The organism is Mycobacterium sp. IS-1556, from assembly GCF_001499985.1.
Taxonomy (GTDB): domain Bacteria; phylum Actinomycetota; class Actinomycetes; order Mycobacteriales; family Mycobacteriaceae; genus Mycobacterium.
In genome coordinates this window covers 301,823-315,876 of record NZ_LQIM01000039.1, presented here as the reverse complement: position 1 = coordinate 315,876, position 14,054 = coordinate 301,823, and the positions used below count along the sequence as shown (strand labels likewise).

Here is a 14,054-nt window from a genome sequence, read left to right as displayed (position 1 = left end):
CCCAGTTTTCGGCCTGTTTCTGGGCAGTTCGCGTCTGCTCGCGCAATGAAGCGTCATCACACGCCCGCCTTTTCGGTCGCCATCAACGTGGAGGCGTGCGGATCGAACGGGCACCCGCCTTGAAGATGGTCGATGTACTCATCGCGGAAGAACTTGATCGACGAAATGATCGGCGACGCCGCACCGTCGCCCAACGCGCAGAACGACTTTCCGAAGATGTTGTCGGAGATGTCGAGCAACTTGTCGATGTCGGCCTCCGTGCCGGCCCCGGTCTCGAGGCGCTCATAGATCTGCGCCAGCCAGTAGGTGCCCTCTCGGCACGGCGTGCACTTCCCGCACGATTCGTGGGCGTAGAACTCCGTCCACCGGCGCACCGCCCGCACCACGCAGGTGGTCTCGTCGAAGATCTGCAGCGCCTTGGTGCCCAGCATGGTGCCCGCCCCGGCCATACCCTCGTAATCCAATGGCACGTCGAGGTGTTCGTCGGTGAGCAGCGGCGTGGACGAACCGCCCGGCGTCCAGAACTTCAGCTTGTGGCCGGCGCGGACCCCGCCGGCGTACTCCAGCAGTTCGCGCAGCGTGATGCCGAGCGGCGCCTCATACTGGCCAGGGTTGGTGACGTGACCCGAGAGCGAGTAGAGCGTGAAGCCCGGCGACTTCTCCGAGCCCATCGACCGGAACCAGTCGATGCCGTTGCTGACGATGGGCGGCACACTGGCGATCGACTCGACATTGTTGACCACGGTGGGGCAGGCGTAGAGCCCGGCGACCGCGGGGAACGGTGGGCGCAGCCGCGGCTGACCGCGGCGGCCCTCCAACGAGTCCAGCAGCGCAGTCTCCTCACCGCAGATGTATGCGCCCGCGCCCGCATGCACGATCAGTTCCAGGTCGAAACCCGAACCGAGGATGTCGTTTCCGAGGAAGCCGGCTTCGTGGGCCTCGGCGACCGCGGCGTGCAGCCGGCGCAGCACGGGCACCACCTCACCGCGAAGGTAGATGAAGGCGTGATGCGCCCGGATCGCGTAGGCCGCGATGATCGCGCCCTCCACGAGGAAGTGCGGCGTCGTCAACATCAACGGGATGTCTTTGCACGTACCGGGTTCCGACTCGTCGGCGTTGATCACCAAATAGTGCGGTTTGGCGCCGGCGCCGGTGTCGTCCTGCGGGATGAACGACCACTTCGTGCCGGTGGGGAACCCCGCGCCGCCGCGGCCGCGCAGGCCGGACTCCTTCACCAGCGTGATGACGTCGTCGGGATCCATCTTCAGTGCCCGCTCGAGTGCGCCGTATCCGCCGTGGCGCCGGTAGGTGTCCAGCGACCAGGGCTCCGGTTCGTCCCAGAACCGGCTGAGCACAGGGGTCAGATCTGTCATGCGCGCGAATCCGTTGCGTCCGGGTTGGTTTCGGTGGTATTCGGTTTCGGCGGCACCGTAGCTGCCGGGCCGGGTGCGGGCGCGTTCTGAGTGGCTTCCGCCGCTGCCTTCTGGTCGTCGGGTGCGCCCGACGCCGCCGCCGTGGCAGCGGCTTCCGGAGCCTGCATGCCGCGTTCGCGGGCCACCCGCAAACCCACGAGGGTGGCGTCGCCGAGCTTGCCGTTGCCCGCGCGCGGATCCGGCAGGCCCGCCAGCGTGCGCGCGGTTTCGCGGAAGGTGCACAGCGGCGCGCCCCGGGTCGGTTCCGGAGGGTCACCGGCACGCAGCCCGTCGACGAGTTCGCGTGCAGACGACGGAGTCTGGTTGTCGAAGAACTCCCAGTTGACCATCACCACCGGCGCGTAGTCGCATGCCGCGTTGCATTCGACGTGCTCGAGCGTGACGCTGGGGCCGCCATCAACGGACGGCGTCGTCTGCCCCGCGTGCACTCCCAGATGGTCCTGCAGCGCTTCGAGGATCGCGTCGCCGCCCATGATCGCGCACAGCGTGTTGGTGCAGACGCCGACCAGGTAGTCGCCGGTCGGCGTGCGCCGGTACATCGAGTAAAAGGTGGCCACCGCGGTGACTTCGGCGTCGGTGAGGTCCAACTGCTTGGCGCAGAACGCGATTCCGGCCGGGGTCAGGCAACCGTCCTCGGACTGCACGAGGTGCAGCAGCGGCAACAGCGCCGAACGGGACTGCGGGTAGCGCGCGATGATCTTCTCCGCGTCGGCGGCGAGTCGCGCCATGACGTCGTCGGGATACGTCGCCGGCCCGTGGATGGGCGGGCCGGGTTCGTCGGGTCGCTGGCCGAGCTCGAGAAAAATGCTCACTAGCGGTCCACGCCCCCCATCACCGGGTCGATCGAGGCCACTGCGGTAATCGCATCGGCGACCATGCCTCCCTCGCACATCGCGGCGACGGCCTGCAGGTTGTTGAACGACGGGTCCCGGTAGTGCACCCGGTAGGGGCGAGTGCCGCCGTCGGAGACCATGTGCACGCCGAGTTCGCCTCGCGGAGACTCGATCCCGACGTACACCTGACCGGCAGGCACGCGGATTCCCTCGGTGACGAGTTTGAAGTGGTGAATCAGCCCCTCCATCGAATGGCCCATGATTTTCGCGATGTGTTCATTCGAGTTGCCCAGCCCATCGGGGCCGACCTTCAGGTCGGCCGGCCACCCCAGCTTCTTGTCCTGGATCATCACCGGCCCGGGCTTGAGACGGTCCAGGCACTGCTCGACGATCTTCAACGACTCGTGCATCTCCTTCACCCGGATCAGGTACCGGCCGTAGGAGTCGCAGCCGTCGTCGGTGATCACGTCGAAGTCGTATGTTTCGTAGCCGCAATAAGGTTGGGCCCGGCGCAGGTCGTGCGGCAGCCCGGTGGAGCGCAGGCACGGACCGGTGATCCCCAGCGCCATGCAGCCGGTCAGGTCGAGGTAGCCGATGCCTACCGTGCGGCCCTTCCAGATGTAGTTCTCGTTGAGCAGGTCCTCGAGATCCTTGAGCCGCTTCGGCATCAGCTCGAGCAGATCGCGAATCTGCGGGATGGCCTCGTCGGGCAGGTCGACGGCGACGCCGCCCGGCCGGACGTACGCGCTGTTCATCCGTAGGCCGGTGACGGTTTCGAACACCGACAGGATCAGCTCACGCTCGCGGAAGCCGTAGAACATCGCGCTCATCGCGCCGAGTTCCATGCCGCCGGTCGCGAGTGCGACCAGATGCGAGGAGATCCGGTTGAGTTCCATCATCATCACGCGGATGACGCTGGCCCGCTCCGGGATCGCGTCGGTGACGCCCAGCAGTTTCTCGACTGCCAGGCAGTAGGCCGTCTCGTTGAAGAACGGCGACAGGTAGTCCATCCGCGTAACGAACGTCACGCCCTGCGTCCAGTTGCGGAACTCGAGGTTCTTCTCGATTCCGGTGTGCAGGTAGCCGATTCCACAGCGGGCCGAAATGATGGTCTCGCCCTCGATCTCGAGGATGAGCCGAAGCACGCCGTGAGTGGAGGGGTGCTGCGGCCCCATGTTCACGACGATCCGTTCGCCGGCGTGCGACGCCGCGGCGTCCTTGGCGGCCTGCACCACCTGGTCCCAATCCTGGCCGCCGACAACGACAACCGTCTCGCCATCGGGCGCACCCGCCGACGATGCGCCGCCCTGCGCGGGCGGAACGTGGGAAATGCTCATCAGTTGTAGGCCCTCCGTTGATCGGGCGGAGGAATCTCGGCGCCGTGGTACTCCACCGGGATGCCGCCCAGCGGGTAGTCCTTGCGCTGGGGGTGACCCACCCAGTCGTCCGGCATCTCGATTCGGGTCAGCGCGGGATGGCCGTCGAAGATGATGCCGAAGAAGTCGTAGGTCTCGCGTTCGTGCCAGTCGGTGGTGGGATACACGGCGAACAGCGACGGAATGTGCGGGTCGGCGTCCGGCGCGGCGACCTCCACCCGAATCCGCCGGTTGTGGGTGATCGACATCAGCGGGTAGACCGCGTGCAGTTCACGTCCGGCGTCGTCGGGATAGTGCACGCCGCTCACGCCGAGGCACAGCTCGAAACGCAACTGCGGGTCGTCGCGCAGCGCCGCAGCCACCGTCGGCAGCTGCTCGCGCTGAACCTCGAGGGTGAGTTCGTCGCGGTAGACCACCACCCGCTCGATCGACTCCGCCCAGGAGTGGGGGCCGTCCTCGCCGAGCACTTCGGCCAGCCGGTCGACGACCTCGTCGAAGTAGCCGCCGTAGGGCCGCGGCGAACTGCCTGGCAGCGCCACCGCCCGCACCAGCCGGCCGTATCCCGAGGTGTCGCCCGACCCCTTGGCGCCGAACATGCCGCGGCGCACGCCGATGATCTCGGGTGTTCCACCGCCACCAGCGCCGTTGCCGTTGGTCGCGCTCACCGCAGCAGGCCTTTGAGCTCGATGGTCGGGGTGACGGCCAGCGCGGCCTGCTCGGCCTCGCGGATCGCCTCCTCGCGGTGCACGCCGAGCGGCATCTCCTGAATCTTGTCGTGCAGCTTCAGGATCGCGTGCAACAGCATCTCCGGACGAGGCGGGCAACCCGGCAGGTAGATGTCCACCGGTACGACGTGATCGACGCCCTGCACGATCGCGTAGTTGTTGAACATGCCGCCCGATGACGCGCAGACCCCCATCGCCAGCACCCATTTCGGCTCGGCCATCTGGTCGTAGATCTGCCGCAGCACCGGCGCCATCTTCTGGCTGACCCGGCCGGCCACGATCATCAGGTCGGCCTGCCGGGGTGTCGCCGAGAACCGCTCCATGCCGAAGCGGGAGATGTCGAACCGGGGACTGGCCGTCGCCATCATCTCGATCGCGCAGCAGGCCAGCCCGAATGTCGCTGGCCACAGCGAGCCCTTGCGGATGTAGCCCGCCACCTTCTCCACGGTGGACAGCAGGATCCCGCCGGGCAGTTTCTCCTCTAGTCCCATGCCAGACCTCCCCGCCGCCACACATAGGCGTAGGCCACGAACACCGTTGCCATGAACAGCAGCATCTCTATCAGCGCAAACAGCCCCAGATTGTCGAAGGCCACGGCCCACGGGTAGAGGAACACGATCTCGATGTCGAAGATGATGAACAACATCGCGGTCAGGTAGTACTTGATGGGAAACCGCTGGCCGGTCGGCTGGCCGGCCGGGCCGCCGTGCGGCACCGGCTCGATGCCGCATTCGTAGGCCTCGAGCTTGGCCCGGTTGTAGCGTCGCGGGCCGACCAGCAGAGCAATGGCGACCGAGCCGACCGCGAACGCAGCGGCGATAGCGCCAAGCACCAGGATTGGCGTGTACAAATCCATACCGAGCAAACGCTCCCTCGTGGGCTGTTCGATGTGAGCTTACCCACACCCTAGCGGGCTTTGGGATGCGTGCCACACCTTTTGGTTAGTATCGCTATAGGCAACACCTGGCTATGCCGCCGTGCCATCGATAGGCAAGTGCGACAGGCGATTACGTGTTTTCTAGCTATTGCACCGGTGTGCGCAGAAGTGACGCCACGGCATCCCCGAGTCGGATCGGGTCGATCGGGTGTGGCACCGCGGCTTCGGCGCGCGACCAACGGGCCAGCCACGCATCATCCGGTCGGCCGGTCAGCACCAGGATCGGTGGACAGTCCGCGATCTCGTCCTTGAGCTGCTTGGCGATTCCCATGCCGCCGGTCGGGGTGGCTTCGCCGTCGAGGATCACCAGATCGAACCCACCCTGGTCCATCTGGCGGATGACCATGGGGCCGGTCGCCACCTCGAAGTAGCTCAGCTCGGGCAAATCCGGATGGACCCGCTTGCCGAGCGCGAGCCGGACCTCTTCTCGAGTCCTGGGGTTGTCGCTGTAGACGAGGACCCGCAACGGACGCGATGACTCGACCATGCGGTGATGGTACGGCTAGCCGCCGTGGCGGAACACCAAGTCGCCGGAGATCGTCGCCTTGTCGCCGATCATGCCCACCAGATTGCCGTCGACGCCGAAGTCCTGCCGGTTCACGTCGGCCTTGGTGATGAGTCGCATCCCGCCGTCACCGACCGGGGTCACCTTGGTTCGCAGCGTCACCGGTTTGGTCGTGTCCTTGATGGTCAGTTCGGCGCGCAGATCGACGGTGTCGCCATCGACCGCGTCGGCGCCGGAGATGACGGCGGTGATCACCGGAAACTTCTCGGCCTCAAAGAAATCCGCGGAGTGCAGGTGCGTGTCGCGTCTACGGATCCCGGTGCGCAGCGACGCGGCCTTGACGTCGATACGACCGGAAACCGTTTGCGGAGCGGTCAGTTGGCCCTCGCCGCTGAATTCGGTGAATTTGCCTTTGACGGGCACAAGACCCCACATCGACTTGGCCTTGACCGCGATGGTGGACCGGCCGGGGTCGAGGGTCCACGTGCCGGTCGAGCCCGGATCGCTGAAAAACTCGCTCAGGCTTGCCATGTCATCTCCTCACTGTGTGGTCGACTCGAGCAGTGGGGCGATCTCCGCCGGGTCGAAGTACTCGTCGATTCGGCTGATCAGCCCGTTGGCGCCCAGCTTGATCACGATGCCGACGCGCATCGCGATCACCCCGCCGTTGTGTCCGGTGGCGTGCAGGACGTGCTGCTGGACGAACCCGCCGTCGAACAGTTGACGGTCCAGGATCTCGTAGCGGCGCTGTGTCGTGGTGTCGATGAACCAGTCGAGGACCCGCAGCGCCCGGTCCTTGTCGCGGTCGCCGTCGGCGACCTTCCAGACCACGATGTCGTCGTTCCACAGCGCGCGGATCGCGTCGTGGTCGCCGGACTCGATCGCCCCGAACAGGCGGTCCGCCACCTCGGCGACGGTGTCGTCGGCAACGGTCACAGGCCCTCCTTGACCTCAAGACTGGTTGAGGTTGAACACTGGCGGTCATGGATGTGACACCTACTCTCTCGCTATTCGACGACGCCTACAAGAGCGGCACCGCACCGTGGGTGATCGGCGAACCTCAGCCGGCGGTCGTCGAACTGGAACGGGCGGGCTTGATCCGCGGCAAGGTGCTGGACGTCGGCTGCGGCGCCGGCGAGCACACGATCATGCTCACCCGCCTCGGATACGACGTGGTCGGCGTGGACTTCGCGCCCTCGGCGATCGACTTCGCGCGTCGGAACGCCGCGGCCAAGGGCGTCGATGCGCGCTTCGAGGTCGCTGACGCAATGAACCTCGGAAACCCGGGTTACGACACCATTGTCGACAGCGCGCTGTTCCACATCTTCGACGAGGCGGACCGGGCGCGGTACGTCCGCAGCCTGCACGCAGCATGCCGGCCGGATGCACTGGTGCACGTGCTGGCGCTCTCGGACCGCGGCCACGGTTTCGGCCCGGAGGTCAGCGAATCCGACATCCGCGGCGCCTTCGGCGACGGCTGGGTGCTGGAGGCCGTGGACAGCACGACCTACCGCGGCGTCATCGGTGAGCCGCACGTCGAGACGTTCGGCATGCCCGTCGGCTCGCTGGTCGACGAACCGGCCTGGCTCGCCCGCGTCCGGCGCGTCTAACCCGCGATTTGTGGAGTCGCACCGGCGCTCACCGCCGCTGCGGCTCCACAAATCGCTAGTAGCCGGGGTGGTTGACGTCGAGCCGGTGGCGCACGATCGTGCGCAGGACGGGCAGCACGTCGGCCGCTCGGCCGTCGAGTTCGCCGGCGCGAATCGCGGCAGCCAGCTGCGGCTCGTCGCGATAACCGATTCCGGCCAACGCGTCGGTGACTTCACCGGCCGAGGTGTCCAGTAGCTCGCGTTCGACGATGCGCAGCACATTGGCGGCCACCCGGGCGTGGAAGTTCACCTGCCCCGCGTCGGCGGACCCGCCGTCGGGCCTGGTGGCGTTGCGCACATCGTTGTCGAGGAAGCCGGCTACGGCGGCGACGAGCTCCGCCGCGGTCGGCCGGCCGTACAACCAGGTCACCTCGGACCACCTCCTTCGAGCAGATCCAGCACGTCCCATTCGGTTTCGCTCACCCGCCGGCCGATCGCGGCGAGTTCGACGGATTCGTTCTGCCCGGACAGGTGGCGTTCGGCCTGGAACCGGCAGATCACGCCCCAGCGCAGCGTGGCGACGGTGAGCCACCATCGGAACGCGTCCCGGTCGAGCGTCTCACCCGACGCGGATTCGTAGGCGCACAGGAAGGTTTCGACGCTGCCGAGCCCGCCGGCGCCGAGTTCCTCGGGTGCGCCGAAACGCCATGCCCGGATACAGAACCACGCCAGATCCTCGTACCGCTCGCCGAGATGGACCAGTTCCCAGTCGAGGACGGCCGCGAGGCCGGAATCGTCGACGATCAGGTTGCCCATCCGGAAGTCGCCGTGCACCAGCACCTGACGCGACGGCGGCGGCCGGTGGGCGGCCAGCCAGCGAAACGCCCACTCGAAAGTGGCGGTGGTATCGCCCATTTCGTCGAGCCGGTCTTGCCACTCGGCGAGCTGATCCGAGTCCGACAGCCCGGCGCCCTCGTGGTCGGCGCGGTGGATGGCGGCCAGCGCCCGCGCGCACTGGTGCAGCAGCCGCTCCCGGCCGGTGTCGTCGAGCGCGCGGTGGATTCGGCGGACGATCGTCTCGCCGCCGATGGCCTCGCAGATCAGGTACGGATTGCCCAGCGCGGCAGGGGAGTTGTCCGCGGCGAGGATGTGTGGCACCGGCGCCCCGGCCGCCGCGGCGCGCTGCTGCACGAGCGCCTCGAGCTCCATCGACGCGTGCACATCGTCGGGCGGGCCGGTGCGGAGGATCAACGCCCGCGCCGCATTCGACGTCACCGCGTCGAACGCCCACGTCGTCCGGCTCGCCCCGCCGGTGAGTGCCCGCAGGTTCTCGATCGCGACGTCGTCGCTCACCACCGGGCGCAGGACGGCCTCGAGCCGATCCTTCACTTGCGCCCGAACCCGAACAGCCGCTGCGCGACCCGCCGGATCTGAATCTCCTCCGCGCCTTCGGTGATCCGGTAACGGCGGTGGTGGCGGTAGATGTGCTCGAACGGCTCGTGGCGGCTGTAGCCCACCCCGCCGAACACCTGCATCGCCCGGTCGGCGGCCTCGCACACCAACCGGTTGGCGCGGTAGTTGGCCATCGACACCTTGTCCGAGACCTCCATGTGGTGGTTGCGGTCCAGCTCGGTGGCCGCGTAGTACACCAGCAGCCGGACCATCTGCGCCTCGGTCTGCAGTTCGACCAGCGGCCACTGAACGGCCTGGTTCACCGACAGCGGCTTGCCGAAGACGCTGCGCTCTCGCGCGTACGCGACCGCGCGGTCGATGCAGTACTGTGCCGCGCCGAGGCTGCTGGCGGCCTGGCGGATCCTGTTCTCGTGCAGGAAGGTCTGGCCGACCTCGAGCCCGCGGTCGATCTCGCCGAGCACCGCGTCTGCGGGCACCCGGACATCCTTCAGCTCCACCTCGCCGTGGTCGGTCGGCATGTTGAACGTCCACCAGTAGTACGGCACGGTGAAGCCCGGGGCGTCGGTGGGCACGAGGAACGCGGTGATGCCGCGGGCCTGCCCGGGTTCGCCTGAGGTGCGGGCGAAGACCAAGTCGTGGGTGGCGCGGTGCACGCCGGTGTTGAACCGCTTGGCGCCGTTGATGACCCAGTCGTCACCGTCGCGCACGGCGACGGTCTCCAGCCAGGTGGCGTCGGAACCGTGGTTGGGTTCTGTGAGACCGAAGGCCATCGACCGGTCACCGGTGATCAGCGCCTCGGTCCATTCGGCCTTCTGCGTGTCGGTGCCGAACCGGTCCATCATGATGACCTGCGGGAAGTTGCCGACGATCGACGACTCGTCCTGCAGATCGTTGTGCAGTCCGAGACCCTTGTGCGCCAAATGTTCCCGAATGACCGCCATGTCGATGTTGCTGCCGTCGCGGCCTCCGAATTGTGACGGCAGACCGTAGCGCAGCCACCCAGCCTTGTCTGCGCGTCGACGCATCTCGCCGAGCAGGTCCTCCCACTCCCGCCGCGGGATGCCGCCGTTGTCCCAGTCGGTGCGGGCGTGTTCGCGGCGCTTGTCGAAATACTGAATGTGGTCGCGTTCGAGCGGCTTGATCTCGGCCTCGATGAACGCGTCCATCTCGGCGAGCAGTTCGGGCAGATGGTCGGGCAGAGCGAAATCCACAGTGATTCCTTTCAGACTTTCGCCGAGCGCACGGCGTGTCTACTCGCGTTTTGCGTACACCAACCGTGCGCTCGGGGGCGGACTACCAGCCATACAACGTCTTCTTCCAGATCGTCGACAGCGTCACGACGGCGTCCTCGTCGGTGATCTCGAGCCCGAGCCCGGAGGTCCCGACGAAGACCGTGGTGAAATTCTCGAACAGCAGAGCGATCGCCGCCGCGGTGTGTTCGGGATTGAGTTCGGCCGCGTAGCCCTGCTCCTGCGCTCGGCGCACGGAGGCGGCGACGATGTCCATCCCGAAGCGGCGGAACTCGTTCTGCACGGCGGCGAATCGAGGTTGGGTAGCCGCGAGCTGCGCGACGGCGATCATGATGCCGATGTTCTGTTTGAACATGTTCCAGTAGCCGGTGACCACCGTGCGGAAGAACGCGTCGTCGTCCGGCGACCCCGGCAGCTCGAGGCTGGCTCCGGACGGCGCCACCATATCGTGCAGGAACGACTCCGCCAGCGCCGCCAGCAGATCCTCCTTGTCGGCGAAGTAGCGGTAGAACGCCGCCGGAGACTTACCGGCCGCCGAGGTGATGTCGCTGAGCGTCGTGCCGTGGAATCCGCGTTCGGCGAACAGCTTCCGCGCCGCTTGCTCGATCGCTTCCCGAGTCTGGCGGCCCTTGGCGCTGAGCGTCTCGGCGGGCAACTCAATCGCCCAGAATCCGGTCGCCCGCGCGTAGCAGTGAGCTGGGTAGGTCATGGCCGACGAGGCGCTGCGCCACAGCGGCCGCGTCGATCGCCGCGGCCAGGTCGACATCAACGTGAACACCGCTGTCGCGCAACAGGTATACGAGGTCTTCGGTGGCGATGTTGCCGCTCGCCCCCGGCGCAAACGGGCATCCGCCGAGGCCGCCCACCGAGGCGTCCAGCCGGGTGATGCCGGCGTTGACCGCGGCGTATGCGCTGGCCAACCCGGCGCCGCGGGTGTTGTGGAAGTGCGCGCCCAACGGGACGTCACCGATGAGCGGGCGCAGAGCCTCGACAGTCTCTGTGACCCGCCGCGGGGTGGTGGTGCCGATCGTGTCGGCGATCGCCAACCGGTCGACGTCGCTCGCCAGCGCGGTGGTGATCACGTCGACCACCCGCTGATGTGGCGTCGGCCCGTCGAACGGGCAGTCCCACGCGGTCGCGACGATCACCTCGACGGTGGCGCCGCTGTCGTGTGCGATCGCGGTGATCTCACCGATCAGCGCGGTGGACTCGGCCGAGGAGCGGCCCACGTTGGCGCGGCTGTGGCCGTCGGCGGCCGACACCACGTACTCGATCGACGACAATCCCGCCGCGATCGCACGTTTGGCGCCGTTCGGGCTGGCCACCAGCGCGGAGAAGTCGATGCCGTGGGAATCGCGGAACTGCTGCAGGTGCGACGCCAATTCGGCGGCGTCGGCCAGCGCCGGCACCTTCGAGGGCGAGACGAACGCCGTCGCCTCCATCTCGCGCACTCCGGTCGCGGCCACGGCGGCGAGCAGTTCGAGCTTGGCCGACAACGGAATCGGCTCCTCGATCTGCAGCCCGTCGCGCAGCGAGACGTCGCGGATATCGACATGATCGGGAATCACAGCACTCCCTTCGCCCGTAGCGCGTCGAATTCGGCGTCGCTTTTGCCCAGCAGGCCGCGGTAGATCTCGTCGTTGTGCTGCCCGGGCCGCGACGATCCGGCGAACCGGATGGTGCCCGGCGTTTCCGACAGTACCGGTACGACGCCGGGGCCCTTGACATTGCGGCCGATCCGCTCGTCGAAGTGGTCGGCGATCATCCCGCGCGAGGTGAACTGCGGGTCGGAGACGACTTCGGCGACAGTGTTGATCGGTCCGGCGATCACGCCTGCGGCGCTGAGCGTTTCGATGATCTCGGCGGGCTGGCGGTCGGCGGCCCAGTCGCCGATGATCTTGTCCAGCTCGTCCTGGTTACGGCCGCGGGCGACATGGTTGGCGAACCTGTCGTCGGTGGCCAGCTCCGGTCGACCCATCGCCTCGCACAACCGCCGGAAGACGGTGTCCTGGTTGGCCGCGATCACCACCCAACTGCCGTCGGCGCTGCGGTAGATGTTCGACGGCGCGATGCCCTCCAGCCGGGTGCCCGACGGGCCGCGCACCACACCGCCGACGTCGTAGTCCGGGATCGTGGACTCCTGCACGGCCAAACAGGATTCGGTCAGTGCCGCGTCGACGACCTGGCCCTCGCCGGTTACCGACCGTCGGTAGAGCGCAGCCAACGCGCCCTGGGCGGCGAACATGCCCGCCAGGCTGTCGCCCAGCGACAGCGCCAGCCGCGGCGGAGGGCCGCCGGGGAAGCCGTTCATGTGGCGCAGGCCGCTGGCCGCCTCGGCGACCGAGGCGTAGCCCGCCTTGTGGGCCTCGGGGCCGGTCTGCCCGTAGCCGGAGACGCGCACCAGGATGATGCCGCGGTTGTGTTCGCGCAGCACGTCATAGCCGAGGTTCCACTTCTCCAGCGTGCCGGGCCGGAAGTTCTCCACGATGATGTCGGATCGCTCGACCAGGTCGAGGAACAGCGCCCGGCCGGCATCCGTCCGCAGGTTCAGCGTCACCGCCTTCTTGTTGCGGGCGTGCACCGTCCAGAAGAAGTGGTGCCCGTCGAGTTCGGCCTGACCCCAGGTGCGCAGCGGGTCCGGTGCGCCGGGCGGCTCCACCTTGATCACCTCGGCGCCCATGTCGCCGAGCAGGCGCCCGGCGAACGGCCCGGAGATCAGCGTGCCGACCTCGATCACGCGGATGCCGTCCAGCGGACCGGAGACCGTCATAGCGAGAAGCCGTGCCTGTGCAGCCAGTCGGTGACCACGCCGACCGCGTGGCGCAGCTTGTCGCGCTGGTTGGCGCCGGCGTAGTAATGGTTCGCGCCCGGAATCTCGTGCATCTCCTTGTCATGATGCCCGATCGCTTCGAACAGCCGGCGGGTATGGCTCGGCGTGCAGGCGTCATCGGCGAGGTTGCCGATCACCAGCGTCGGCACCGCGATGTCCGGGCCGCATTGCACCGCGTCGCCGTTGGCGTCGTCGTAGCTCCATTGCGACAGCCAACTGCGCAGCGTGCAGAACCGGGCCAGCCCGACGGGACTGTTGTTCACCACTCGAGGATCGCCCAGATAGCAAGTTCCCGGGGCGCGTTCGTTGGGGTCGACGGTCGGATCCAGCCAACGCGGGTCGGCCATCGTGCCGTGCACGACGAACGCGAACTCGTCATCGGGTCGGCCCGCCGCCTTCAGTTCGGCCAATTTCTCCTTGACCCACTTGGTGATTCGGCGGTTGCGGTCGATCTGTGCCTGCCGGTAGCGGTCGAGGAACTCCGGGGAGTACGGCGGTTGGTTGGGGTTGTCCGGGTTGTAGAGGTCGAGTTCGGGATCCCGCTTCGACGGGTCGGACTCGTCGAGGATCGACGCGTCCAGCCACTCGGTCATCGTGCCGTGGCGGCTGACGTGGGCGGCCAGCAGCATCAGGCCGTCGGCGGGGATCAGGCCCAACTTGGTCAGGTCGGGGCCGTCGCCCGACGGGCTGGCCGTGATCGTCGGGTGTTGCGCCTGTTGCTGATAGAACACCGACAGCGAACCGCCGCCGCTCCACCCGGCCAGCACCACCTTCGAGTAGCCCAGCCGGTTCTTGGCGTCCTTGATGCATTCGCCGAGATCCTCGACCACCTTCTCCATCAGCAACGCGGAATCGGTCCCGCGGAAGCGGCTGTTGCAGTAGATGACGTGATGGCCTGCCCGCGCTAGGCCGTTCATCATCGGCAGGTACGCGCCGCCACCGATGGGGTGCATGAACACCAGCACGGTGTCTGATGTCGCCGCGGGGGCGGCTCCGGCGGCGGACGGCTCTGGGTCCTTCGGTCGAAGCAGGTGGCTTTCCAGCACCACCAACTCGGCCACCCCGCCGTACACGTCGCGCACACTCGAAGTGTTCTGATAGGCAACGAGATACGGGATACGGTCGTATTCGTAGCGCACCGGCGCCTCGGTCGTCTGCGTCAT

General features: G+C 67.4%; 17 protein-coding genes. 1 reads left to right on the top strand and 16 read right to left on the bottom strand.

Features of this window, described 5'->3' with window-relative positions:
• Positions 1-56: 56 nt before the first annotated feature.
• The 9 genes from nuoF to AU187_RS21480 form a co-directional block, all read right to left on the bottom strand.
• Positions 57-1,373, bottom strand: coding sequence for an NADH-quinone oxidoreductase subunit NuoF (gene nuoF, locus AU187_RS21520; RefSeq protein ID WP_059101059.1), 1,317 nt, complete (start codon positions 1,371-1,373; stop codon positions 57-59).
• On the bottom strand, positions 1,370-2,245 hold the full coding sequence (gene nuoE, locus AU187_RS21515; RefSeq protein WP_059101058.1) for an NADH-quinone oxidoreductase subunit NuoE: 876 nt from the start codon (positions 2,243-2,245) through the stop codon (positions 1,370-1,372). Before nuoE ends, nuoF begins: the two co-directional genes overlap by 4 nt.
• The gene (gene nuoD / locus AU187_RS21510) at positions 2,245-3,603 is read right to left on the bottom strand and encodes an NADH dehydrogenase (quinone) subunit D (protein WP_059101057.1); all 1,359 of its coding nucleotides are present in this window, start codon (positions 3,601-3,603) and stop codon (positions 2,245-2,247) included. Before nuoD ends, nuoE begins: the two co-directional genes overlap by 1 nt.
• Positions 3,603-4,307, bottom strand: a complete 705-nt coding sequence (locus tag AU187_RS21505) for an NADH-quinone oxidoreductase subunit C (RefSeq protein ID WP_059101056.1) — start codon at positions 4,305-4,307, stop codon at positions 3,603-3,605. The genes nuoD and AU187_RS21505 overlap by 1 nt, the downstream gene beginning before the upstream one ends.
• Complete coding sequence (locus AU187_RS21500) at positions 4,304-4,858, bottom strand: NuoB/complex I 20 kDa subunit family protein (protein WP_059101055.1); 555 nt, start codon at positions 4,856-4,858, stop codon at positions 4,304-4,306. The genes AU187_RS21505 and AU187_RS21500 overlap by 4 nt, the downstream gene beginning before the upstream one ends.
• Complete coding sequence (locus AU187_RS21495; RefSeq protein WP_059101054.1) at positions 4,849-5,223, bottom strand: NADH-quinone oxidoreductase subunit A; 375 nt, start codon at positions 5,221-5,223, stop codon at positions 4,849-4,851. The genes AU187_RS21500 and AU187_RS21495 overlap by 10 nt, the downstream gene beginning before the upstream one ends.
• Positions 5,224-5,389: 166 nt before the next feature.
• A complete protein-coding gene (locus tag AU187_RS21490; protein WP_059101053.1) occupies positions 5,390-5,791 on the bottom strand; it encodes an Rv3143 family two-component system response regulator in 402 nt (133 codons plus the stop codon).
• Between the two features lie 15 nt (positions 5,792-5,806).
• On the bottom strand, positions 5,807-6,340 hold the full coding sequence (locus AU187_RS21485) for a YceI family protein (RefSeq protein ID WP_059101052.1): 534 nt from the start codon (positions 6,338-6,340) through the stop codon (positions 5,807-5,809).
• A 9-nt stretch (positions 6,341-6,349) separates the two neighbouring features.
• Positions 6,350-6,745 (bottom strand): nuclear transport factor 2 family protein, encoded by a 396-nt coding sequence (locus AU187_RS21480; protein WP_059101051.1) that lies wholly within the window; start codon positions 6,743-6,745, stop codon positions 6,350-6,352.
• A gap of 47 nt (positions 6,746-6,792) precedes the next feature.
• Here AU187_RS21480 and AU187_RS21475 point away from each other — a divergent pair, with 47 nt between their 5' ends.
• Positions 6,793-7,419 carry a class I SAM-dependent methyltransferase gene (locus AU187_RS21475; RefSeq protein WP_059101050.1) on the top strand — a complete coding sequence of 209 codons (627 nt, stop codon included), beginning with the start codon at positions 6,793-6,795 and terminating at the stop codon, positions 7,417-7,419.
• A 55-nt stretch (positions 7,420-7,474) separates the two neighbouring features.
• Here the strand turns inward: AU187_RS21475 and AU187_RS21470 are convergent, their stop codons facing one another.
• The 7 genes from AU187_RS21470 to AU187_RS21440 form a co-directional block, all read right to left on the bottom strand.
• A complete protein-coding gene (locus tag AU187_RS21470) occupies positions 7,475-7,828 on the bottom strand; it encodes a DUF6285 domain-containing protein (RefSeq protein ID WP_172800329.1) in 354 nt (117 codons plus the stop codon).
• Positions 7,825-8,787 (bottom strand): phosphotransferase family protein, encoded by a 963-nt coding sequence (locus AU187_RS21465; protein ID WP_059101048.1) that lies wholly within the window; start codon positions 8,785-8,787, stop codon positions 7,825-7,827. The genes AU187_RS21470 and AU187_RS21465 overlap by 4 nt, the downstream gene beginning before the upstream one ends.
• The gene (locus AU187_RS21460; RefSeq protein ID WP_059101047.1) at positions 8,784-10,022 is read right to left on the bottom strand and encodes an acyl-CoA dehydrogenase family protein; all 1,239 of its coding nucleotides are present in this window, start codon (positions 10,020-10,022) and stop codon (positions 8,784-8,786) included. The genes AU187_RS21465 and AU187_RS21460 overlap by 4 nt, the downstream gene beginning before the upstream one ends.
• 82 nt (positions 10,023-10,104) lie before the next feature.
• Positions 10,105-10,716, bottom strand: a complete 612-nt coding sequence (locus AU187_RS21455) for a TetR/AcrR family transcriptional regulator (protein ID WP_172800333.1) — start codon at positions 10,714-10,716, stop codon at positions 10,105-10,107.
• A gap of 1 nt (position 10,717) precedes the next feature.
• On the bottom strand, positions 10,718-11,629 hold the full coding sequence (locus AU187_RS21450; protein ID WP_156425548.1) for a hydroxymethylglutaryl-CoA lyase: 912 nt from the start codon (positions 11,627-11,629) through the stop codon (positions 10,718-10,720).
• Positions 11,626-12,831: a CaiB/BaiF CoA transferase family protein gene (locus AU187_RS21445; protein ID WP_059101044.1), complete on the bottom strand. Its 1,206-nt coding sequence runs from the start codon at positions 12,829-12,831 to the stop codon at positions 11,626-11,628. Before AU187_RS21445 ends, AU187_RS21450 begins: the two co-directional genes overlap by 4 nt.
• Positions 12,828-14,054 (bottom strand): alpha/beta hydrolase family protein, encoded by a 1,227-nt coding sequence (locus AU187_RS21440; protein ID WP_059101043.1) that lies wholly within the window; start codon positions 14,052-14,054, stop codon positions 12,828-12,830. Before AU187_RS21440 ends, AU187_RS21445 begins: the two co-directional genes overlap by 4 nt.

Bases quoted from the DNA above. Each gene is read 5' to 3' on its own strand.
- nuoF (WP_059101059.1), bottom strand. From the start codon at position 1,373: ATGACAGATCTGACCCCTGTGCTCAGCCGGTTCTGGGACGAACCGGAG.
- nuoD (WP_059101057.1), bottom strand. From the start codon at position 3,603: ATGAGCATTTCCCACGTTCCGCCCGCGCAGGGCGGCGCATCGTCGGCG.
- AU187_RS21500 (WP_059101055.1), bottom strand. From the start codon at position 4,858: ATGGGACTAGAGGAGAAACTGCCCGGCGGGATCCTGCTGTCCACCGTG.
- AU187_RS21495 (WP_059101054.1), bottom strand. From the start codon at position 5,223: ATGGATTTGTACACGCCAATCCTGGTGCTTGGCGCTATCGCCGCTGCG.
- AU187_RS21490 (WP_059101053.1), bottom strand. From the start codon at position 5,791: ATGGTCGAGTCATCGCGTCCGTTGCGGGTCCTCGTCTACAGCGACAAC.
- AU187_RS21485 (WP_059101052.1), bottom strand. From the start codon at position 6,340: ATGGCAAGCCTGAGCGAGTTTTTCAGCGATCCGGGCTCGACCGGCACG.
- AU187_RS21475 (WP_059101050.1), top strand. From the start codon at position 6,793: ATGGATGTGACACCTACTCTCTCGCTATTCGACGACGCCTACAAGAGC.
- AU187_RS21445 (WP_059101044.1), bottom strand. From the start codon at position 12,831: ATGACGGTCTCCGGTCCGCTGGACGGCATCCGCGTGATCGAGGTCGGC.
- AU187_RS21440 (WP_059101043.1), bottom strand. From the start codon at position 14,054: ATGACGCAGACGACCGAGGCGCCGGTGCGCTACGAATACGACCGTATC.